Annotated in this window: 27 protein-coding genes and 1 tRNA gene; 19 read left to right on the forward strand and 9 right to left on the reverse strand. The window is 71.7% G+C overall.

The features are described 5' to 3' along the window. Nucleotide 1 precedes the first annotated feature (1 nt). From CK206_RS16925 to CK206_RS16950, 6 genes are read left to right on the forward strand one after another with little or no spacing between them, the layout of a single operon-like run. The gene (locus tag CK206_RS16925) at nt 2–517 is read left to right on the forward strand and encodes a MaoC family dehydratase (RefSeq protein WP_096907094.1); all 516 of its coding nucleotides are present in this window, start codon (nt 2–4) and stop codon (nt 515–517) included. Then, a complete protein-coding gene (locus CK206_RS16930) occupies nt 514–1380 on the forward strand; it encodes a CoA ester lyase (protein WP_096907095.1) in 867 nt (288 codons plus the stop codon). Before CK206_RS16925 ends, CK206_RS16930 begins: the two co-directional genes overlap by 4 nt. A gap of 54 nt (nt 1381–1434) precedes the next feature. After that, complete coding sequence (locus CK206_RS16935) at nt 1435–3084, forward strand: AMP-binding protein (protein ID WP_096907096.1); 1650 nt, start codon at nt 1435–1437, stop codon at nt 3082–3084. Between the two features lie 27 nt (nt 3085–3111). Then, nucleotides 3112–3888, forward strand: a complete 777-nt coding sequence (locus CK206_RS16940) for a CoA transferase subunit A (protein WP_067713235.1) — start codon at nt 3112–3114, stop codon at nt 3886–3888. After that, nucleotides 3888–4550, forward strand: a complete 663-nt coding sequence (locus tag CK206_RS16945; RefSeq protein WP_096907097.1) for a 3-oxoacid CoA-transferase subunit B — start codon at nt 3888–3890, stop codon at nt 4548–4550. The genes CK206_RS16940 and CK206_RS16945 overlap by 1 nt, the downstream gene beginning before the upstream one ends. Then, a complete protein-coding gene (locus tag CK206_RS16950) occupies nt 4547–5296 on the forward strand; it encodes a CPBP family intramembrane glutamic endopeptidase (RefSeq protein ID WP_096907098.1) in 750 nt (249 codons plus the stop codon). Before CK206_RS16945 ends, CK206_RS16950 begins: the two co-directional genes overlap by 4 nt. On the opposite strand, the gene CK206_RS16955 is transcribed toward CK206_RS16950, so the two are convergent. The 5 genes from CK206_RS16955 to rpmB all read right to left on the reverse strand — a co-directional run bounded on the left by CK206_RS16955 (nt 5285) and on the right by rpmB (nt 7392). Then, nucleotides 5285–6229: an AEC family transporter gene (locus CK206_RS16955; RefSeq protein ID WP_069388689.1), complete on the reverse strand. Its 945-nt coding sequence runs from the start codon at nt 6227–6229 to the stop codon at nt 5285–5287. The genes CK206_RS16950 and CK206_RS16955 overlap by 12 nt on opposite strands. Nucleotides 6230–6412: 183 nt before the next feature. Continuing rightward, nucleotides 6413–6670, reverse strand: coding sequence for a 30S ribosomal protein S18 (gene rpsR, locus CK206_RS16960; protein ID WP_007632792.1), 258 nt, complete (start codon nt 6668–6670; stop codon nt 6413–6415). Between the two features lie 10 nt (nt 6671–6680). Then, the gene (gene rpsN / locus CK206_RS16965) at nt 6681–6986 is read right to left on the reverse strand and encodes a 30S ribosomal protein S14 (protein ID WP_017836289.1); all 306 of its coding nucleotides are present in this window, start codon (nt 6984–6986) and stop codon (nt 6681–6683) included. Between the two features lie 3 nt (nt 6987–6989). After that, on the reverse strand, nt 6990–7154 hold the full coding sequence (gene rpmG / locus CK206_RS16970; RefSeq protein WP_010542298.1) for a 50S ribosomal protein L33: 165 nt from the start codon (nt 7152–7154) through the stop codon (nt 6990–6992). 1 nt (nt 7155) lies between these two features. Then, a complete protein-coding gene (gene rpmB, locus CK206_RS16975) occupies nt 7156–7392 on the reverse strand; it encodes a 50S ribosomal protein L28 (RefSeq protein WP_010542299.1) in 237 nt (78 codons plus the stop codon). Between the two features lie 385 nt (nt 7393–7777). On the opposite strand from rpmB, the gene CK206_RS16980 reads away from it, so the two are divergent. From CK206_RS16980 to CK206_RS20065, 7 genes are all read left to right on the forward strand, one after another. Continuing rightward, entirely contained in the window at nt 7778–8035 is a 258-nt protein-coding gene (locus CK206_RS16980; RefSeq protein ID WP_067713246.1) for a type B 50S ribosomal protein L31, read from the forward strand. Nucleotides 8036–8088: 53 nt separating this feature from the next. Beyond that, a complete protein-coding gene (rpmF, locus tag CK206_RS16985; protein WP_067713249.1) occupies nt 8089–8259 on the forward strand; it encodes a 50S ribosomal protein L32 in 171 nt (56 codons plus the stop codon). A gap of 193 nt (nt 8260–8452) precedes the next feature. Continuing rightward, nucleotides 8453–9136, forward strand: a complete 684-nt coding sequence (locus tag CK206_RS16990; RefSeq protein ID WP_069388691.1) for a response regulator transcription factor — start codon at nt 8453–8455, stop codon at nt 9134–9136. After that, the gene (locus CK206_RS16995; RefSeq protein WP_096907099.1) at nt 9136–10527 is read left to right on the forward strand and encodes a HAMP domain-containing sensor histidine kinase; all 1392 of its coding nucleotides are present in this window, start codon (nt 9136–9138) and stop codon (nt 10525–10527) included. Before CK206_RS16990 ends, CK206_RS16995 begins: the two co-directional genes overlap by 1 nt. A gap of 61 nt (nt 10528–10588) precedes the next feature. Then, a complete protein-coding gene (locus CK206_RS17000; RefSeq protein ID WP_216824147.1) occupies nt 10589–12022 on the forward strand; it encodes a S1C family serine protease in 1434 nt (477 codons plus the stop codon). Nucleotides 12023–12075: 53 nt separating this feature from the next. After that, a complete protein-coding gene (locus CK206_RS17005; protein ID WP_200841576.1) occupies nt 12076–12594 on the forward strand; it encodes a molybdenum cofactor biosynthesis protein B in 519 nt (172 codons plus the stop codon). Then, on the forward strand, nt 12591–12740 hold the full coding sequence (locus tag CK206_RS20065) for a hypothetical protein (protein ID WP_172812104.1): 150 nt from the start codon (nt 12591–12593) through the stop codon (nt 12738–12740). Before CK206_RS17005 ends, CK206_RS20065 begins: the two co-directional genes overlap by 4 nt. A gap of 106 nt (nt 12741–12846) precedes the next feature. Here CK206_RS20065 and mscL read toward each other — a convergent pair whose 3' ends face one another. The 4 genes from mscL to CK206_RS17025 form a co-directional block, all read right to left on the reverse strand. Beyond that, on the reverse strand, nt 12847–13275 hold the full coding sequence (gene mscL / locus CK206_RS17010; RefSeq protein ID WP_067713269.1) for a large conductance mechanosensitive channel protein MscL: 429 nt from the start codon (nt 13273–13275) through the stop codon (nt 12847–12849). Between the two features lie 79 nt (nt 13276–13354). Then, on the reverse strand, nt 13355–13804 hold the full coding sequence (locus tag CK206_RS17015; RefSeq protein ID WP_096907101.1) for a hypothetical protein: 450 nt from the start codon (nt 13802–13804) through the stop codon (nt 13355–13357). A 232-nt stretch (nt 13805–14036) separates the two neighbouring features. Further along, nucleotides 14037–14414: an FmdB family zinc ribbon protein gene (locus CK206_RS17020; protein WP_082923739.1), complete on the reverse strand. Its 378-nt coding sequence runs from the start codon at nt 14412–14414 to the stop codon at nt 14037–14039. A gap of 38 nt (nt 14415–14452) precedes the next feature. Continuing rightward, nucleotides 14453–15079, reverse strand: coding sequence for a 5-formyltetrahydrofolate cyclo-ligase (locus CK206_RS17025; protein ID WP_067713276.1), 627 nt, complete (start codon nt 15077–15079; stop codon nt 14453–14455). A 64-nt stretch (nt 15080–15143) separates the two neighbouring features. Here CK206_RS17025 and CK206_RS17030 point away from each other — a divergent pair, with 64 nt between their 5' ends. From CK206_RS17030 to CK206_RS17055, 6 genes are all read left to right on the forward strand, one after another. Then, the gene (locus CK206_RS17030) at nt 15144–16043 is read left to right on the forward strand and encodes a UTP--glucose-1-phosphate uridylyltransferase (protein WP_067713277.1); all 900 of its coding nucleotides are present in this window, start codon (nt 15144–15146) and stop codon (nt 16041–16043) included. A 64-nt stretch (nt 16044–16107) separates the two neighbouring features. Further along, nucleotides 16108–17367: a gephyrin-like molybdotransferase Glp gene (gene glp / locus CK206_RS17035; RefSeq protein WP_096907102.1), complete on the forward strand. Its 1260-nt coding sequence runs from the start codon at nt 16108–16110 to the stop codon at nt 17365–17367. 13 nt (nt 17368–17380) lie between these two features. After that, on the forward strand, nt 17381–18049 hold the full coding sequence (locus CK206_RS17040; RefSeq protein ID WP_082923740.1) for a GNAT family N-acetyltransferase: 669 nt from the start codon (nt 17381–17383) through the stop codon (nt 18047–18049). Nucleotides 18050–18181: 132 nt separating this feature from the next. Then, nucleotides 18182–19408, forward strand: a complete 1227-nt coding sequence (gene glpR, locus CK206_RS17045; protein ID WP_096907103.1) for a gephyrin-like molybdotransferase receptor GlpR — start codon at nt 18182–18184, stop codon at nt 19406–19408. Nucleotides 19409–19521: 113 nt separating this feature from the next. Then, nucleotides 19522–19594: transfer RNA gene (locus CK206_RS17050), tRNA-Ala, on the forward strand. 124 nt (nt 19595–19718) lie between these two features. Next, nucleotides 19719–20972, forward strand: a complete 1254-nt coding sequence (locus tag CK206_RS17055) for an alpha/beta hydrolase fold domain-containing protein (protein ID WP_067713286.1) — start codon at nt 19719–19721, stop codon at nt 20970–20972. Nucleotides 20973–21109: the final 137 nt, after the last annotated feature.

Raw genomic sequence — 21109 nt, forward strand, 5'->3', positions numbered from 1 at the left:
GATGACAGACCAGCGCAGAGAGGTCGTCCAGCGTGGCCTGTGGTTCGAGGAGTACGAGGTGGGGACCGCCTACCTCCACCGCCCCGGGCGCACGATGACCGAGACGGACAACGTCCTGTTCACCACGCTGACGATGAACACGCAGGCCCTGCACCTGGACGCGGCGTGGTCGGCCGAGCAGCCGGGCTTCGGCGGCGAGCGGCTCATGAACTCGATGCACACGCTGTCGACGCTCGTGGGACTGTCGGTCGCCCAGCTCACCCAGGGCACGATCGTGGCGAACCTCGGCTTCTCCGAGGTCAGCTTCCCCAAGCCGGTCCTGCACGGTGACACGCTGTACGCGGAGACCGTGTGCACCGACAAGCGCGAGTCGAAGTCGCGGCCGGGCGAGGGCATCGTGACCCTCGAGCACATCGGCCGCAACCAGCACGGCGACATCGTGGCCAAGGCGGTCCGCAAGACGCTCGTCCGCAAGCGGCCGACGGAGTCGGGCCCGGGCGAGGAGGCCACGGCATGACCCCCGCACCCGCCTGGATCCCGCCCGGCCCGGCACTGCTGTTCTGCCCGGCCGACCGGCCGGAGCGCTACGGCAAGGCGGCGGACCGCGCGGACGTCGTGATCGTCGACCTTGAGGACGCCGTCGCACCGGCGGACCGCCCCGCGGCCCGTGAGGCGCTGCGGGCCTCGACACTCGATCCGGACCGGACGATCGTGCGGGTCAACCCGACCGGCACCGACGACCACGCGGCTGACCTCGAGGCCCTGGCCGACACGGACTACCGCTGCGTGATGCTGGCCAAGACCGAGTCCGCCGCGCAGGTCACGGATCTGCACTCGACGACCGGCGCCGCTGTGCTGGCGTTGGTCGAGACCCCGCTCGGCGTCGTCCGCGCGGAGGAGATCGCCGCCGCGCCCGGGTGCGCCGGGATGATGTGGGGCGCCGAGGACCTCCTGGCCGCGATGGGCGGATCGACCAGCCGGTTCTCCTCCGCCGAGGCCGGTGGCCCCCGCGAGGCGGGGGAGTACCGCGACGTGCCCCGTCACGCCCGGGCGCGGGTCGCGCTCGCCGCGGCCGCGTTCGGTCGGTGGGCGGTCGACTCCGTGCACCTGGACATCGCCGACTCCTCCGGTCAGCGCGCCGAGGCGCTCGACGCCGTCGCGCTGGGATTCGTGGCCACCGCGTGTATCCACCCGTCCCAGGTCGCGGTGGTCCGCGAGGCCTACGCCCCCGACGACGACGAGGTGGCCTGGGCCCGGAAGGTCCTCGCCGCCGCGGAACACAACCAGGGCGTGTTCCGGCTGGACGGTCGCATGGTCGACGGTCCCGTCTTCCGCCAGGCCGAGGCGACGATGCGTCGCGCCGCGGCCGTCGCCACCTGATACCGCAATCCCCACCCCGTGGGCCGTCCGGCCCCACCCCCAAGGAGTACCGAGATGACCACCACCGATCTCGATTCCACGACCCTCGACCCCGCCGGGTCCCACACGCGCGGAGAGACCGACGTCCCCCTGCTCACCCAGACGATCCCCGAGAACCTCGCGGCGACCGTCGAGAGGTTCGGCGACCGCGACGCGCTCGTCGACGTGCAGGCCGACCGGCGGTGGACCTACGCCGAGTTCCTCGCCGACGTCCGCCGCCTCGCCTCCGGACTGCACCGCCTCGGCATCCGTGCGGGCGACCGGGTGGGGATCTGGTCGCCCAACCGGTGGGAGTGGGTGATGGTCCAGTACGCCACCGCCGAGATCGGCGCGGTGCTGGTCAACATCAACCCGTCCTACCGGGTCCACGAGCTGGAGTACGTGCTCAAGCAGGCGGGGATCAAGGCCGTCGTCGCCGCCCCCCAGTTCAAGGATTCCGACTACACCGGGATGCTCGCGCAGGTCCAGCCGAACTGCCCCGACCTCGAACTGGTCGTGCTCTTCGGCGACGAGGAGTGGGAGTCGCTGGTCTCGGGCCCCACCCACGCCGAGGAACTGGCGTCGATCCGCGCCGCACTGCAGCCGGGCGACCCGATCAACATCCAGTACACCTCCGGCACCACGGGCTTCCCCAAGGGCGCCACGCTCTCGCACTCGAACATCCTCAACAACGGGTACTTCGTCGGCGAGCTCGTCAACTACACGGAGGTCGACCGGGTGTGCATCCCGGTGCCCTTCTACCACTGCTTCGGCATGGTGATGGGCAACCTCGCGTGCACCAGCCACGGATCGGCAATGGTCATCCCGGCGCCCGCGTTCGACCCCGCGGCCTCGCTGCGCGCGGTGGAGCAGGAGAAGTGCACGAGTCTCTACGGCGTGCCCACGATGTTCATCGCCGAGCTCGCGCTGGAGGATTTCGACTCCTACGACCTGTCCACGCTGCGCACCGGGATCATGGCCGGCTCGCCGTGCCCCGAATCCACCATGCGTCAGGTGATCGACAGGATGAACATGGAGGAGGTCTCCATCTGCTACGGCATGACGGAGACCTCGCCGGTGTCCACCCAGACCCGTCGGGACGATTCGCTGGACCGGCGCGTGTCCACGGTCGGCCGGGTCGGGCCGCACCTCGAGATCAAGATCGTCGACCCGTCGACCGGTGCCACCCTGCCGCGCGGCGAGGCCGGCGAGTTCTGCACGAAGGGCTACAGCGTCATGCTGGGCTACTGGGACCAGCCGGACAAGACCGCCGAGGCGATCGACCCCGAGGGCTGGATGCACACCGGCGACATCGGGGAGATGGACGACGCCGGTTACGTCCGCATCACCGGCCGCATCAAGGACATGGTTATCCGCGGTGGCGAGAACATCTACCCGCGGGAGGTCGAGGAGTTCCTCTACACCCACCCGGACATCCTCGACGCCCAGGTGATCGGCGTGCCCGACCCCAAGTACGGCGAGGAGCTCATGGCCTGGGTCCGGCTCAAGCCGGGACGCGACGATCTCACGGCCGAGGAGGTCCGCGAGTTCGCCACCGGCAAGCTCGCCCGCCACAAGATCCCGAAGTACGTCCACGTGGTCGACGAGTTCCCCATGACCGTCACCGGCAAGGTCCGCAAGGTCGACATGCGCAAGAGCGCCATCGAGATCCTCGGCATCGCCTGACCGCCCCCACACCCAAGGAGTGCGTGTATGTCCAGCAAGATCATGACCGCGGCGGAGGCCGTCGCGGACATCCCCGACGGGGCGTCCATCGCCGCCGGCGGGTTCGGCCTGAGCGGGATCCCGCAGATCGTCATCGAGGCCCTCGCCGCCCGCGACGTCGGGGACTTCGAGGTGTTCTCCAACAACGCCGGCGTCGACGGCAAGGGCCTCGGCATCCTGCTGGAGAGCGGCAAGCTCCGGCGCATCGTCTCCTCCTACGTCGGGGAGAACAAGGAGTTCGCCCGCCAGTACCTGTCCGGTGAGCTCGAGGTGGAGCTCACCCCGCAGGGCACGCTCGCCGAGCGGATGCGTGCGGGCGGGTCCGGCATCGGGGCGTTCTTCACCCGCACCGGCGTCGGCACGTTCGTCGCCGACGGCGGCATGCCGTGGAAGTACGACTCGGCCGGCGGGATCGCGGTGGCCTCCCCGCCCAAGGAGACCCGCGAGATCCGCGGCGAGACCTACGTGCTCGAGCAGGCCATCGAGGCCGACTACTCGCTGGTGCGCGCCGCGGTGGCCGACCGCAACGGCAATCTCCGGTTCAACCTCACGGCCCGCAACTTCTCACCGCTCGCGGCGATGGCCGGCCGGGTGTGCATCGTCGAGGCCGAGAAGATCGTCGAGGTCGGAGAGCTCGCCCCCGACGACATCCACCTCCCGGGCATCTTCGTCCACCGCCTGGTGGAACTGACCCCGGAGCAGGTCGCCCAGACCAAGTGGATCGAGAAGACCACCACCAACCCGCCCTCGGAAGGACAGCGCTGATGAGCACGCCCGCACGACTCGGACGCGACCGCAAGGCCATGGCCGCCCGCGCGGCCCTGGAACTGGAGGACGGCCAGTACGTCAACCTCGGAATCGGCCTGCCGACCCTGGTCCCCAACTACGTCCCCGAGGGCGTCAACGTGACTCTGCAGTCCGAGAACGGGCTGCTGGGCATCGGGCCGTACCCGCACCCCGACCACGTCGACCCGGACCTCATCAACGCCGGCAAGGAGACCGTCACGACCCTGCCGGGGTCGGCGATCTTCGACTCGGCGATGAGCTTCGGCATGATCCGCTCGGGCAAGATCGACGTGGCGATCCTCGGCGCGATGGAGGTCAACCCGGCCGGTGACATCGCCAACTGGATGGTCCCCGGCGCGATGGTCAAGGGCATGGGCGGGGCCATGGACCTCGTGGTGGGCGCCCGCCGGATCGTCGTGGTCATGGACCAGGTCGCCAAGGACGGTTCCTCCAAGATCGTCTCCGAGATCTCCCTGCCGCTGACCGGCCTGGGCTGCGTCGACCGGATCATCACCGAGCTGGGCGTGTTCGACCGGGACGCCGACGGGCTGACCCTCATCGAGATCGTCGACGGGGTCACCGTCGAGCAGATCGAGGCGGCCACCGACGCGCCGTTCCGGGTGGCCGAGCACCTCAGGTGACCCCGCCGCCGCCGGCGCCGCCCGGCCTCTGGACCACACCGGTCCGGGGCCGGGCGGCGCTCTCGGCGTTGGCGTGGGTCCTCGTGTACGGGGCCTCCCTCGTCGTCGTCGTCCTCCTCGGCCTGGTCACGGCACGGACCCTCGGGGCCGGCCGCCCCGACACCGCGCTCCTCGCCCTGGTCGTCCTCGCCGGCACCGCCGTGGCCGCGCTGCTCGCGGTGCGGATCCACCTCCTGCGCCGGCGCGGTCTCGGGTGGGCGGACGTCGGCCTCCGGCCACCGGACCGCTCTCCCTGGCACCTGGCGTGGCAGATCCCCGCGGTGATGGCGGCCGGCGTCACCGCCTCGATGATCGTGCTCATCCCCCTGGGGGCGGGCGCCGAGTCGACGGGGGATGAGGCCGATGCGGCGATCGCGGACCTGGCGGCCGGCGGGCCGGTGTTCGCCGCCCTCGGGCTGCTGACCGTCGCCGTGCTCATCCCGGTGGCGGAGGAGGTCGTGTTCCGCGGCATCGTGCTGCCGGCCCTGCGGGCGCGGCTGCGGGCCGTCGCGGGGATCACGCTCGCGGGAGCGGTGTTCGCCGCCGTGCACCTGCTGCCCCCGGCGCTGCCGTACCTGCTGGTGGTGGGGATCTCACTGTGCGCGATGGCAGAGTGGTACCGGTCGATCGTGCCCGGCATCGTGCTCCACGGCGTCAACAACGCGATCGTGTTCACCGGCGTGATCGCCGCCGGGTCAGGCCAGTAGCGCCGAGACCAGCAGGAGGACCGGCAGCGCGCCGAGGGTCGTGAGGACGGCGGAGTCCCGGGCCAGCAGTGTCCCGTGTCCGTACCGGGTCGCGACCACGAGGACGTTCTGCGCGGTGGGCAACGCGGCGGCGACCACCACCGTGAGAAGCTCGTGACCCTGCATGCCCATCAGCCCGGCGCCGATGGCGTACGCGAGCACGGGGTGGGCGACGAGCTTGAGTGCGCTCGCGAGGAAGATCTCCCGGCGGGGCGAGGCGCCGGCCTCGAGCACCTTGACTCCGTAGAGCGACATGCCGAACACCAGCAGGGCGCCGGGGACGGAGATCTGGCCGACCAGGTGCACGGGCTCCAGGAGAGTCTCGGGCGGCGTCCAGGGCAGGGCGGCGACGACGACGCCCGCGAGCGCAGCGAGGACGATCGGGGTGCGGACCGACTGCAGTAGCGCACCGAGCGCGCCCCCGTCCCCGCCGCCGTCCGACCCCTCGGCCCGCGCGGCCCGCTCCAGCACGGCGATGGCGACCGGTTGGAGGACCACCACCTGGAAGAGCAGCAGCGGCATGACGAACCCGAGGTCCCCGAGGACGTACAGCGCGATGGGGATGCCGAGGTTGGCGGAGTTGACGTAGCCGGCGGACAGGGCACCCACCACGAGGTCCGCCGCCGGGCGCTTGAGCCACAGCCGGGCGATCGCCACGTACAGGACCGCGACGATGATCGCCGACACCGCGGACACCACGAACACGCCGGTGAAGACCTGGTCGAGGGTGGTGCGGGCGAGGGAGTCGAACAGCAGTGCCGGGGTGGCGACGTAGAAGACGAGCCGGTTGAGCACCAGGTGCGCGTCCGTGCCGAGGACCAGGGTGCGGGCGAGTATCCAGCCCAGCGCGACCAGCGCGACGATGACGGCGAAGCCGTTGAGGACGCCGGCCACGGGTGGACTCCTGGTGTCGGGGAGGGGAGGGGGAGAGGGGAGCGGTAGGCGCGGTAACGCCGATCGGGGTCGCGCACTCCTGCGTGAGGAGGCACGACCCCGATCGGGTTGCTGTTGCCTGAGTCGGCGGCTAGAGGCCGCAGGCGGGACGGGCGGTCCGGTTCACCCGCGCCGAGTGGTGACTCAGCGGCTGGTGAACGGCAGCAGGGCCATCTCGCGGGCGTTCTTGACCGCGACGGCGACCTGACGCTGCTGCTGCGGCGTGAGGCCGGTGACCCGACGCGAACGGATCTTGCCGCGATCGGAGATGAACGTACGGAGGGTGTTGACGTCCTTGTAGTCGACCGTCTCGATACCCGCCACCTTCAACGGGTTCTTCTTGGGTCGACGGCCCTCCTGGGCGCGGATCTTCTTGGACGGGGTGCTACGTGCTTTAGCCATGGTTACCTACTCACCAACTCGACTTCGTGACACCGGGCAGCTCGCCACGGTGGGCCATCTCGCGCATGCGGACGCGGGAGAGGCCGAACTTGCGGAGGTAGCCGCGGGGGCGACCGTCGGCGACGTCGCGGTTACGCACCCGCACGGGCGAGGCGTCACGCGGCATCTTGTTGAGAGCGGTCTGGGCATCCATACGTGCCTCGTCCGTGCTCTCGGGGTTCTTGATGATTGCCTTGAGCTCGGCGCGACGCTCGGCGAACCGGGCGACCTTGGCCTTGCGCTGCTCGTTGCGCGCGATCTTGGACTTCTTGGCCACGAGTCAGCGCTCCTCTCGGAATTCGACGTGCTTACGGACGACCGGGTCGAACTTCTTGAGGACGATGCGGTCCGGATTGTTGCGACGGTTCTTGCGGGTCACGTACGTGAACCCGGTACCGGCCGTGGACTTCAGCTTGATGATGGGGCGGATGTCGTTACGAGCCATCTCAGATCTTCTCCCCACGGGCGCGGATGCGGGCCACGACGGCCTCGATGCCATCGCGGTCGATGGTCTTGATGCCCTTGGTCGAGACCGTCAGCGTGACGCGACGACCCTCGGAGGGCACGAAGTAGCTACGGCGCTGGATGTTCGGGTTCCAGCGACGGTTGGTCCTGCGGTGTGAGTGCGAGACGGACTTGCCGAAACCCGGCTTCCGTCCCGTTACCTGGCAATGCGCCGACATGGCGTGGTTCTCCTTCCGCCCCGTCCTGCGGTGGCGCGCGGCGGAGGGGGCACCCTCGGTCGGCCTGGGCCGTACGGGGGGCTTACCGCCACGTCGCGAGCACCGTGAGAGGCGATAGCAAACGTGCAGACAACAGCGATGGTCTAGTTTACGGCCCGACCGCGTGAAACGGTAATCGGCACGTCAGTGGGCATAAAGGCGGCCGGACCGGCTCCGGCGGCCGGATGTCCGCGCCGCACGAATTGGGTGCCCGGCCATCCTACGGGTACGATCTACCGATGCGTGTGCTGACACCGGGATCCCCGGTTCGGCCACTGGCAGTTGCGCGCTCTTGCAGGAGCGAGCGCCAGACCCACAGACTTCTACCGAGCTAGAGGGATCCAGTATGAAGAACGACATTCACCCCGACTACCACCCGGTGGTCTTCCAGGACTCGGGCACGGGCACCAAGTTCCTCACCCGTTCCACCGCGACCAGCAGCCGCACTGTCGAGTGGGAGGACGGTCAGACGTACCCGCTCATCGTCGTGGACGTGACCAGCGAGTCGCACCCGTTCTGGACCGGCGCGCAGCGCGTCATGGACACCGCCGGCCGCGTCGAGAAGTTCCAGCGTCGCTACGGCAACCGCACCCGCCGCAAGTGAGCAGCGGGGCGTCCGCGCCCCGACCACCCTCCTAGACCCCGAGGACGATAATCATGGCAGTTCCGAAGCGCCGCCTCTCGCGTGCCAACACCCACTCCCGCCGGTCCCAGTGGAAGGCCGACAACGTCGCCCTCCAGGAGACCAAGATCGACGGCCGCCCCGTGGCGCTGCCGCGTCGTCTGGTCAAGGCCGCTCAGCTCGGCCTGGTCAACCTCGACCGCTGAGCCGCGTCGGCTGCCGCCCCCGGGGCGCAGCTGAGCACGGCGGCGCCGCGGGCGCCGCACGCACACGCCCGGTCACGAGCCCGGCGGGTCCACACGGACCCGTCGGGCTCGTCGGCGTCTGTGGCGCGCGTGGCGGCGGCCCTCCGGGGCGGATCCTCAGCCGCGCTTCAGTCGGGTGGGCGAGAATCCCGTCATGAAGATTCTCGTTGTCGACGACGACCAGGCCGTGCGCGAATCGCTCCGGCGCTCCCTGACTTTCAACGGCTACGACGTGGAGCTCGCCGGCGATGGCATCGAGGCGATCGAGAGGGTCGACACCAACCGGCCCGACGCGGTCATCCTCGACGTGATGATGCCCCGTCGGGACGGGCTCGAGGTGTGCCGGATCCTGCGCAGCAGGGGGGACGACCTGCCGGTGCTCATGCTCACCGCGAGGGACGCCGTCTCCGAGCGGGTCGCTGGTCTGGACGCGGGGGCCGACGACTACCTGCCCAAACCCTTCGCGTTGGAGGAACTCCTCGCCCGCCTGCGGGCTCTGCTGCGTCGTCGCGGCACGGACGCCGAGGAGGTCGACGAGGTGCTGGAGTTCGAGGACCTGCGGATGGATATCGCGACCCGCGAGGTCACCCGCGGCGAGCGCCGGATCCAGCTGACCCGCACCGAGTTCTCCCTGCTCGAGCTCCTCATGCACCACCCACGCCGGGTCCTCACCCGGAGCCACATCCTCGAGGAGGTGTGGGGCTACGACTTCCCGACCTCGGGTAACGCTCTCGAGGTCTACATCGGCTACCTACGGCGTAAGACGGAAGGGGAGGGTGAGAGCCGGTTGATCCACACCGTGCGCGGTGTGGGTTACGTGCTGCGCGAGACGCCGTAGTGCCCGCCCGCACGATGCGGACGGGGTCCGCACCGATCTCCCTGCACCAGCGGGTGACGCTGCTGGCGGCGAGCTCGGTGGGTGTCGCGGTCGCCCTCATGGCCGTCGCGGCGTACTTCGTCGTGTCGGGGTCGATGTACAGCGATGTCAACAACCGCCTGCAGCAGCAGGCCGACCAGTTGGTCAACAGCCAACTCGCCTCCGAGTTCGCCCTGCAGTCGCGCAGCACGCTGATCGCACTGCGGGCGTTCAACCCGAACCTGGACGCGCAGATCGTCGCTCCCTCCGGGGTGCGCACCGCGACCGGGGAGCCCTTCCAGATCGGTGGCCCGGAGATCGCGGTCGTGCACGGCGAGGCCGAGTCGAGCCTGCGTACCTCCGGGGGCAAGCAGATCTACGCGGTCGGGGTCCGAGACGGCTCGACCCTCATCCTGGCCCAGGACCTCAGCCCCACCCGTGCTGCGTTGAACCGTCTGGCGATCGTGCTCACGCTCGTCGGGGCAGCGGGCATCGCCCTGGCCGCGGTGGCCGGGACGGCCGTCGGCCGCACCGGGTTGGCGCCGGTGGCCCGGCTGACCAGGGCCGTGGAACGCATCGCCCGCACCGATGATCTGCGGCCGATCCCCGTGGCCGGTGACGACGAGATCGCCCGCCTGACGAGCAGTTTCAACCAGATGCTCGTCGCGCTGGGGGAGAGCCGGGAGAGACAGGCGCGGCTCGTCGCGGACGCCGGGCACGAACTCAAGACGCCACTGACGAGTCTGCGGACGAACGTCGAGTTGCTCATCGCGGCCAGTCGCCCCGGCGCGCGGACGATCCCCGACGCCGACCGGAACGAACTCGAGGCAGACGTCGTGGGGCAGATCTCGGAACTCAGTCAGCTCGTCGGGGATCTGGTCGAGCTCGCCCGCGAGGACTCCGGGGAGGTCGAGCTGGAGCCGGTGGCCGTCTCCGACGCGGTCGAACGGGCCCTCGAGCGGGTCCGGCGTCGCCGGCACGACGTGGACTTCGACGTCGAGTTGATGCCCTGGTACTCCTTCGGCGACTCGGCCGGGATCGAGCGTGCGGTGCTGAACGTGTGCGACAACGCGGCCAAGTGGAGTCCCACCGGCGGGACGGTGACGGTGCGGATGCGGCCCATCTCCGACGCGGTGATGGAACTGACTGTCGCCGACCAGGGGCCCGGCATCCCCGAACAGGACCGCGAGCTGGTCTTCGAGCGCTTCCATCGCTCGCACGAGGCGCGCGCGATGCCGGGGTCGGGTCTGGGGCTGGCCATCGTCCGACAGGTCACGACCCGACACGGCGGAACCGTCGAGATCAGCGACGCCGAGGGCGGCGGCGCACTGGTGCGGGTGACCATCCCCGGAAGCGAGCAGCCGACCGGGTGAGTCCCGGGGTGGCGCGCACCGTCTCAGCGGGCACACAGCGCCATCGGGAACCATGGGACTCATGGAGAACGAGAACGAGAACGGCCGGGGCAGGGGCGAACCCGGGTCCCCGGACGAGTGGGCCGGTAGATCGGGTGCAGGTCTCGAAGGACCCGCACACGGACCCTCCGGCCAGAACCCCTACGCCGCCAAGAATCCCTACGGCATGGCCCAGGGGTGGGGTGGAACCGATCGGCCCACCACGGCCTTCCCCGCACAGCACCCCGCACAGCCCCCCGCACAGGCGCAGGGGCAGGGGCAGCACCCCGCACAGGGGCAGGGGCAGGGGCAGGCCGGACCGTGGCGACCCGCGGACGCCATGCCCCCCTCGGGCCCGCCGCCCCACCCCGGGGCCGGGCCGGGTGTGGAGCCCGGGACGCCGCAGGGCCAACGGAAGTCGGGCCGGGGCCTGCTCGCGGCCGGCATCGTGGCCGCCATGCTCGTCTCCGGTGGGCTCGGTGGGTGGATCGGTGCGACGGTCGCCGGTGGGTCCGCGGCGGGGTTGTCCTCGCCCATCAGCGCGACCCAGCCCGAGGGGACGGCGCCCGACGGCACCGTCGAGGCGGTGGCGGACAAGGTGCTGCCGAGCGTCGTGTCGATCGACGTGCGTTCCCAGACGGGCCGCGGCGAGGGGTCCGGGGTGGTGCTGACCGCCGACGGCCTCATCATCACCAACAGCCACGTCATCGGCGCAGCTCTCGCCGGGGGCCAGATCCAGGTGCGTTTCGACGACGGCTCCAAGGCTCCCGCGAGCGTCGTCGGCACGGACCCGGCCACCGACATCGCGGTCATCAAGGCGGAGACCTCCCGCCCGCTCACCCCCATCGCCCTGGGCACCTCGGCGACGTTGACCGAGGGACAGGCCGTGGCCGCGGTGGGGTCGCCACTGGGGTTGTCGGGTACCGTCACGACCGGCATCGTCTCCGCGCTGAACCGCCCGGTGCGGGCCGGCGGCGCCCAGTCGGACCAGAGCACGGTGATCGACGCCATCCAGACCGACGCAGCCGTGAACCCGGGCAACTCGGGCGGCGCGCTGGTCAACATGAACGGCGAACTGGTCGGGATCAACTCGGCCATCGCGTCGTTGGGATCGGGCAATTCGGGATCGATCGGCCTGGGCTTCGCCATCCCGGTGGACCAGGCCAGGCGGATCGCCGACCAGCTGATCAAGCAGCAGTACGCGACCCGCGCGGTGCTCGGGGTCTCGGTCAGCGACTCGCCGGAGGGCGACGGCGCGCTGGTGCGTGCCGTCGAGCCGGGTGGGCCCGCCGAGCGCGCGGGGATCGAGCAGGGCGCGGTCATCACCGGGGTGGGGGATCGGCTCATCGAGGGCGGCGACGCGCTCGTCGCGGCCATCCGGTCCCAGGCGCCGGGGGACACCGTGACCGTCACCTATGCTTCTCGTGAGGGCGATTCGCCGAACACCGTAGACGTGATGCTGGGAGAGGCCAGATGAGCACCAGATTTGACCCGCGGGCTCTGCCCGGGGGCCGCAAGCTCCCCACCGGTATGGACTTCGACCCCGCGGCCGTCGAGCCGGTCGAGCCGCAGATCGCCGGACGCGCCATGGTCGTGGTGGTGACCGACCGCCTCAACGAGCGGGAGGACTCCATCGGTCCGCTGGTCACGGAGCTCCTCGAGGAGGAGGGGTTCCTCGTCGGCGGTGTCGTGGGCGTGGCGTCGGACGAGGCGGAGGTGCGCAAGGCCCTCGAGACGGCGGTGGTCGGTGGATTCGACTTCGTCGTGACGGTGGGGGGCACCGGGGTCGGTCCCCGGGACATCACGCCCGAGGTCACCGAGGAGATCCTCGACCAGCGACTGCCCGGCATCGCCGAGGCCATCCGGTCGTCGGGTCTCACGGCCGGCGCGGTGGACTCGATCGTCTCGCGCGGTTACGTGGGGGTGTCCGGAAGCACGGTGGTCGCCAACCTCGCGCCGAGCCGCGCGGCCATCCGCGACGGGATGGCGACCCTGTGCCCGCTCGTCTCGTACGTGGTGGCGCAGTTGTCCGCCTTCGACGAACTGTGACGGATCCGCGGCCGGTGGACCGGGCGCGACTCGACGAGGTGTTCGGGGAGATCCTGCCCGAGACGACCTCGGACGAGGCGCGCACCGCGGACAGTCGGATCGACGACGACTGGTGGCGCGATCAGCGTCCGCCGCATCACGGCTGACTCCACGGCGACGCAGCGCCACCTCCGGCAGACGCCGACGCCCCGCCGGCCATGACGGCGCCGACGGGGCGTGGAACGTAGACCGTGGAACGCGGACCGGAGTCGATCAGGCGTTGCTCGACGGGCTGTCCGGCTCGGACGGGTGCGTGAGCGGGCGGCCGGCGAGCAGGTCGCGGATCTCCACGAGGAGGTCGTTGTCCGAGGCGGGGGCCTCGATGCCCTTGCGCTTGGCGGCGGCCTCCTTCATCTTGTTCATCGGCCCGACCAGGACGAAGTAGATGATGGCCGCGATCAGCAGGAAGTTGATGATCGCGGTGATGAGCATCCCGAAGTCCATGACCGTCTCGGGATTGCCGTCCAGGAGCTGGACGGCGAATCCGATCTCGCGGTCCCCTCCGAGCAGCGCGATCAGCGGGTTGATGATCGCGCTGGTGAACGCGTCGACGATGGAGGCGAACGCGGTGCCGATCACGACGGCGACCGCCAGATCGATCACGTTGCCCTGCATGATGAATTCCTTGAAGCCCTTGAGCATTCGTGGCGCCCCTTTCCCAGACGGGTCTTCTCACCGGATCCGGTGACGATACCACCCGGCCGTGCCGCTTCCGGGCATCTCAACCGTGGACCACGACGGCCAGCGGGGTCCCGGCGGCCGTCGCGGCGAGGCGGGCGGCGTCGGCCGCGGGGACCTCGACGAGGAGGGATCGCGCGCCCGACCGTCCCACGGGGGCGTCCCGTACCCGGGCGGCGTGGGCGACGAGCGCGGGCGGCTGCCCCGGGGCGAGTTCGGCGGTGCCGACGAGATCGACCAGGTCGCCGGGCCGGAGCAGATCGGCCACGGTCGGGTCGGCGAGCGGGACGGGCACCACCCGGACCGGCCCGCGAGCGGGATCGTCGCCGGGTCCCGCGGCGGCGGCCGGGGCGGTGAGCTCCGCCGGATCCGGGGCGCCGGATCGGTCCACGAACGGGGCGGCCACGACGAGCGCGGCCGCGAGCCCGATCCGAACCGCGCGGCGCCGCCGCCACCGCCCGGGTGTGGTCACCGAGGCGATGGTGCGGCGCATGGGGTCCCCCGTCGGTCGGTGCGCTCGACTCGAGCGCCGGATCGGTGGGCGCCGGGCGGGCCGGTGCCGTTCGATCAGACCGTAGCGGCGCGGCGGGGCGGCCATGCCGCTCCGGGCGCGTGGAGGTGCGACGCCTGTGGAGATGGCCGGGGGTGTGGATAACCGCGCGGGGAGAACCGGCGGGCGGTGCCCCGGCAGGTGATGATGACGGTGCCGGTGACGACGGTGCCGGTTACGACGACGAGGTCGACGACCCCGAGGAGGAGCCCGAGCCGGTGGATGCGCCGGAGCCGGAGCCCGAGCCGGATCCCGAGGAGCCGGACGTCGAGGAGCTACTGTCCGACGAGCCGGAGCCCGAGGAACCGCTGCCGGACGAACTGCCGCCCGATCCCTTGCCGGCCGATCCCTTGCCGGCCGAGCCGCTGTCGCCGGAGGCCCGGCTGTCGGTGCGGTAGAAGCCGGAGCCCTTGAAGACGACGCCGACCGTGTTGAAGAGCTTGCGCAGCGTGCCGTCGCACCGGGGGCAGACCGTCAGCGAGTCCTCGTCGAAGGACTGCTGGATGTCGAAGGCGACGTCGCAGTCGCGGCACCGGTAGGAGTAGGTGGGCATCGGGCCTCCCGAGGAGTATCGGATAACGCCTTGGCACTCTACTCCGGCGAGTGCCAAGTTCCGAAGTCGAGAACCGCCTCCGGGGTGATGACGCCGTCGACCGGCCGGTCGTGTGGCTCGGCGGGGACGTGGTCGACGACGTTCTCGGAGTCCAGCAGCGCGAGCATCCTCGTGCGCGGGCCGGTCAACGCGAGGGACCGGTCGTAGTAGCCACCGCCCCGGCCGAGCCGGTTCCCGGACCGGTCCACGGCGACGGCGGGGACGAGGACGAGATCGGCACCCGAGATGAACTCCGGCCCGGCGGGCGGGGCCGACGGGACGGGGATGCCGAACCGTCCCGGGACCAGGTCCGCCGGCCCCGCGTACGCCGCCCACTGCAACGGGCCGACCACCGGCGAGACCGGCAGGAACACCCGCGCACCGCACCGGGTGAGTTCCTCTGCCAGACCCCGTCCGCCGGCCTCGTCGTCGTCGGGGACGTACGCGCAGACCACCATCCCGGCGGTGACGACGCCCCCCAGGCGCCCGAGGATCCTCCGGTCGCGTTCGGCGCGCACCGGCGCCGGCACCGCGGCCCGGCGATCGAGGGCCTCGCGGCGCAACCGCGTCTTGGCGACCGAGAGGGCGACGGTCTCGTCGGTACGATCGGGCCGGTCGGACTGCATGACCCCAGTCTGCCGCGCGTGGCGCCACCCCGAGGGGGCGGGTGCGAGGTCTAAGGTGGTCGCCATGACGTCCAGTACCTCTGTCGACCCGCAGTTCCGGACCGCCGTCGTGCCGGCGGCCGGCCTGGGGACCAGGTTCCTGCCCGCCACCAAGACGGTGCCCAAGGAACTGCTACCGGTCGTGGACACCCCGGGCATCGAGCTCATCGCCGAGGAGGCCACCGAGGCCGGCGCCGGCCGACTCGCGATCGTCACCTCCGAGCGCAAGGTCGGCGTGATGGCGCACTTCTCCGAGGACCAGGTCCTCGAGGACACGCTGTCCGACCGCGGCAAGGACGTCCTGCTGCACAAGGTCCAGCGCGCCCCCGGGCTCATCGAGGTCGTGGACGTGCGCCAGGACGAGCCGCTGGGGCTCGGTCACGCGGTCGCGCAGGTGGAGTCGGTGCTCGGCGACGAGGAGAAGGCGGTGGCCGTACTGCTGCCGGACGACCTCGTCCTGCCGTTCGGGATCCTCGGCCGGATGTCGGCGGTCCGCGCGGCCCGCGGCGGCAGCGTGCTGTGCGCGTTCGAGGTGGATCCGGAGGACGTGTCGTCCTACGGCGTGTTCCGCGTCGAGGACACCGATGACCCGTCGGTGAAGAAGGTGCTCGGCATGGTCGAGAAACCCGCCGCCGAGGACGCTCCGTCCAACCTCGCCGCGGCCGGGCGGTACGTGCTCGACCGGGCGATCTTCGACGCGCTGCGCCGGATCGAGCCGGGTGCGGGCGGCGAGCTCCAGCTCACCGACGCGATCGACCTGCTCATCGGCGAGGGACATCCCGTGCACGTGGTGGTCCACGACGGTACGCGGCACGACCTGGGCAACCCGGGCGGCTACATCAAGGCCTGCGTGGACTTCGCTCTGGACAACCCGGCGTACGCGGACGATCTGCGCGAGTGGCTCTCGGACCGACTGGGTTCCTGACGAGCACCGTAGGTGAGGCGGGCCCGCTCGGCGGGCGGTGACTGGTACGGGAAGGGGACACTGGGTGCGCTCCGTCGAGGAACAGCTGGCGCTGGTGACGGCGGCCGCGGTCGCCCCGCGCCCGGTCCGTGTGGCGATCTCCGAGGCGCAGGGTCTGTTGTGCGCCGAGGAGGTCGTGGCGGAGCGGCCGCTGCCGGCGTTCGACCAGGCCGCGATCGACGGGTACGCGGTGCGCAGCGTCGACGTGCGCGCCGGCGGACCCACCCCCCAGGGCGGGGACGGCCCGGCCGGACCGGCGACACTGCCCGTGGTCGGTCAGATCACCGCCGGATCCCGCCAGCCGACCCGCCTCCAGCCCGGCCAGACCGTCCGGGTGGACACCGGCGCGCCGCTGCCCACGCTCGCGGACGCGGTCCTGCCGATCGGATGGGCCACCGCCGACGGGCGTCACATCACCCCCTCCCGCGCCGTCCGCACCGGGGACTACGTCCGACGGGTCGGCGACGACGTGCAGCCCGGGGACGTGGCGGTGCGCGCGGGCAGCATCATCGGACCGGCGCAGGTCGGCCTGCTCGCCTCGGTCGGGCGCGCGAAGGTATTGGTGCACCCCAAGCCGCGGATGGCGGTCATCTCCGTCGGCGACGAACTCGTCGACGTCGACGGCCGGCCCGGCACCGGACAGGTCTACGACGTCAACTCCTACGCCCTCACCGCGGCCGGCCGGGACGCCGGCGCCGACGTCCACCGCGTGGGCATCGCCAGTAACGAACCGTCCCGCCTGCGCGAGGTCCTCGAGGGTCAACTCGTGCGCAGCGAGCTCGTCGTGGTCTCGGGCGCCGCCGGCGGTGAGGCGACCACCCGCATCCGCCAGGTCATGGCCGAGCTCGGCCAGATCGAGGTCAACCGGGTGGCGATGCATCCCGGGTCGGTCCAGGGGTTCGGGCGGCTCGGACGCGACGAGGTCCCCACCTTCCTCCTGCCGTCCAACCCGGTGAGCGCCCTGGTGGTCTTCGAGATCATGGTCCGCCCACTCATCCGGATCGCCCTCGGCAAGCGCCAGCCCATGCGCCGCACCGTCCGCGCACGGACCGTCGCGCCGATCTCGTCGGTCGAGGGTCGGCGCGGCTACCTGCGCGGACAACTGATGCGCGACACCGACACCGGCGAGTACCTGGTCCGCGCCCTCGGCGGCGCCCAGGGGTCGTCCACCCACCTGCTGGCCTCGCTGGCGGAGGCGAACTGCCTCGTCGTGATCGACCCCGGCGTCACCGCGGTTCGTACGGGTGACGAGGTCGACGTGATGTTCCTCGCCCAGCGCGGGTGACCGGGCCGGCGACGTGAGCGGACCGTGGAGCGCGTTCGCCGCCGACACGGTGACCCGCCCCGGGTGGCCGATCGAGGCCGGGCCGGTGCGGGTGCGCGCAGGGGTCGTGACCCTGCGCCCGGTCCGCCGCCGCGACGCCCGGGACTGGGCGGCGCTGCGGTTGTTCGAGCGGGACCACCTCGAACCGTGGGAGCCCACCGTTGAGGGGAGCTGGCACGAGAACAACTCCGCGCGCGCCTGGCCCCCCATCCACGCCCAGCTCAAGCGTTACGCCCGCGCCGGCGCTAGCCTGCCCGCCGCCATCGAGTTGGACGGCCGCTTCTGCGGGCAGCTCACCGTGGGCGGGATCGTCCGCGGCGCGCTGCACTCCGGCTGGATCGGCTACTGGGTGGGGCGACCCTTCCTCGGTGGCGGGGTGGCCACCGCCGCCCTGGCGCTGGGTGTCGACCACGCGTTGGGTCCGGGAGCACTGCACCGGGTCGACGCCACCGTCCGGCCGGAGAACACCGCCAGCCGCGTGGTGCTGGACCGGTGCGGTTTCCGCGAGGAGGGGCTGCTGCGGCGCTACCTCCACGTCGACGGGGCGTGGCGCGATCATCTCCTGGTGGCACGGACCCGCGAGGAGCACGGCCGGGGCGCCGTCGCGGCTCTGGTGCAGGCGGGTCTGGCGCGACGCGCGTGACCGCGCGTCTGAGTATGTCCTGAGCATCGTGACCTGCGGCGCGCCGTCACTGGACGGGGCTCGGGCCCCGATACGGTTGGGACCTCACCACGACGTCCCGTGTCGGGGTAGACGCTCGAGGAGGCCTGATCGATGTCGAGCTCGCTGCTGATCATCCTGCTGGTGGTGGTCTGGCTGTTCGTCCTCGCGCCGATGCTCATCCGGTCGCGGAATCCCATCCGCCGCACCGGTGACGCACTGGCCCAGACGCGCACGCTCTACTCCGGCGGTTCCGGCCGTCTGGTACCCAGTCGTGGCCGTGCCGCCGCCGACCCGGTCCAGGCCGAGGACGAGGACTCCCTTTTCGGTCTGCCCTCCGGGGCGGGCGCGACGGACGCCGAGTTGCTCGACACCGAGACGTGGGAGCACCTGCTCGAGCAGACCCTGCGCCGTGAGGCCGCCGGCCGTCGGGGCGAGGCCGTCCGCCGGGCGATGGAGGAGCGGCGCGCCGCGGTGGCCGGGGACCCGGCCGCCGAGGAGGTCACCTCCGAGATCCCGGCTGTCCCCGTTGTCGACGAGCACGACCCGGCCAGGGCGGTCGCAGGGGTGGACGAGCGGTCCGCCTCGGCTGTGGGCGCCCGGGTCGGCGACCTCCGCTCGAACGGCGTGGGCGCGGCGGCCGCGGACTCGGACGTGTCGGGCGCAGAGGCGGACGACGAGACCCGGCGACCGGTGGTCGTCGACGGCGAGCTCGTCGAGGGCACGGCGGGGGGGCGGACCGCGGCTCGGACCGATCACGCCGAGGACGCCGCGGGCATCGACGAGGAGGCCGTGCTCACCCATCGTGGGCGCCGACGCCCGGCCGAGCCCGAGGTCGAGCTCACCGACGCCGATCTGAGCTTCGCCGAGCGGCGTCGCGGGCGCGGGGCCTACGACCCGATGGCGGACCGCGAGGCCGCCGAGCAGCGGGCCCACGCGCGCCAGCGCACCGCGCTCATCCTCGTGGCGTTGTCCGTCGTCACCGTGATCGCCGCGCTGCTCACCGTGCCCGCCGTCTGGTGGTTCGCGGGTGGCTCGGTACTGCTGCTCGCCGCCTACCTGACCTACCTGCGCCGCCAGGTCAAGCTCGAGGAGAGCCTGCGCCGGCGCCGCGTCGAGAGGATGCGTCGCGCCCGGCTCGGTGTGGAGTCCCGCGAGGACGACGAGCTGTCCGTGGTGCCGCCCCGCCTGCGGCGTCCCGGTGCGGTCGTGCTGGAGATCGACGACGAGGACCCGGCGTTCGACGTCCTCGATACGTTCGACGATCATCTGGACTCCGACCCCGGGCACCACGATCACAGGCGTCGGCAGCACGCACCGCTGCGGCGCGCGGTGGGCTGATCGGCGGCCCGGTTTGGTCGGGGGACCGACCATCCTGGTAAGGTGTTCCACGCTGCTCGAGAGGGCGGCAGCGTCGCCCGCGAGGGTGACATCGTCGCCCGCCAGGGCGGCGAGGGGCTATAGCGCAGTTGGTAGCGCGTCTCGTTCGCATCGAGAAGGTCAGGGGTTCGATTCCCCTTAGCTCCACCCAAGGACTACGAGTTCTCAAGGCCGTTTCCGCGCAAGCGGGGACGGCCTTTCCGCTTTGTGGTGAGTTGGCGCTGTGGTGAGTTGGCGCTGTGGTGAGTTGGCGCTGTGGTGAGCTGGGGCAGTGGCCGTTCACTCCTTCACGATCGTCGAACGCTTCTCGGCCGAGCCCGGTGACGTGCTCTCCCTCGCCTCCGACGCCGCGCGGTGGCAGGAGTGGGCGCCTGCGCTGTTGCGCGGGCTCGGCCGACGTCACCCCGGCGCCGTCACCGTGCGCGCCCTGCCAGGCGGTGGTGGCGAGCTCGAGTGGGAGTGCTCCATCCGGACGTCCGATCGGGTCGTCGGCACGGTCGTCGCCCGTGTCATCGCGGCGCTCGTCGCCCTGCTGGCGCGTCGTCTGGTCACCGAGGCCGACCGTCGGATCACGCTCACCCGCCGGCCGAGCCTCCCGGCACGCCTCCAACGCCTCGGCCTGCAGCTGGTCATCCGCCCCGTGCTGACCGTCGCACCGTTCGACCGGAGGTGGATCCGGGCGATGCGCGCGGTGGCCACGGGCGCGTCGCGGGCCACGGGATCCCGCCGGGTGGCCCGACCGGCCGACGGTGCTCCCGTCCCCGGGCTCTGGATCGACGGGCCGGCGGATGCCCCGGGGCTGCTCGTGTTGCACGGTGGTGGCTATGTCGCCGGCTCAGCGGACACGCACGCCACCATGGCGACCACGCTCGCCCGGCTGTCCGGATCGACCGCCTACGTCCCCGACTACCGACTCGCGCCCGAGCACCGGTACCCGGCCGCCCTCGACGACGCCGAGGTGGCGTTCCGTCATCTCGCCGAGCGTGTCGGTGGCGCAGCGCGCGTCGCCGTCGCCGGGGACTCCGCGGGCGGCGCCCTCGCCCTCGGGCTGCTCGACCGCCTCCGCCGCAGTGGGGAGCGTCCGGCCGCCCTGGCGTTGGTCAGCCCCTGGGTCGACCTGGCCGGGCGCACCGGCCCGGGGCGGCAGGCCGGCGCGGCCCGGTGGAGTGGCGCGTTCGACCCGCGCACGCCGCCGAGGCTGGCCCGCGCCTGTCGCGACGCCTATGCCGGGAACGTCCCGGTCGACGACCCGGGGGTCTCACCCGCCCGGCGCCCCCTCGACGCGTCGGCGCCACCGACCGCGATCGTGTGCGGCGGCGACGACTTCGTGGTCGACGACGTCCGCCGCTTCGTCGAGGCCAGTCGCTCGCGTGGCGCGACGATCGACCTGAGGGTCTGGCCCGGGATGATCCATTGCTTTCCGGTCGTGGCGGGCACCCCGGAGGGCGCCTCAGCGCTGGCCGTGCTCGCGGTCCACATCGGGAGCGCGGTCGGCGGTGCCTCGGATCCCCGACGGGAGGACTGATGGGATCGGGGATCGTGACGACCGCCTGCGGCGTATCGCTCGTGGAGATCGGTGCGGGCGTCTGAAGCGGGTAAGGCCAACCTATGGTCTGCAGGTGGCGGGCGGTAGCGCCGCCCGGCGTAGGGTGCCTGCGGCGA

It is taken from the genome of Dietzia sp. WMMA184 (genome assembly GCF_002441635.1).
GTDB classification, from domain to species: Bacteria; Actinomycetota; Actinomycetes; order Mycobacteriales; family Mycobacteriaceae; genus Dietzia; species Dietzia kunjamensis.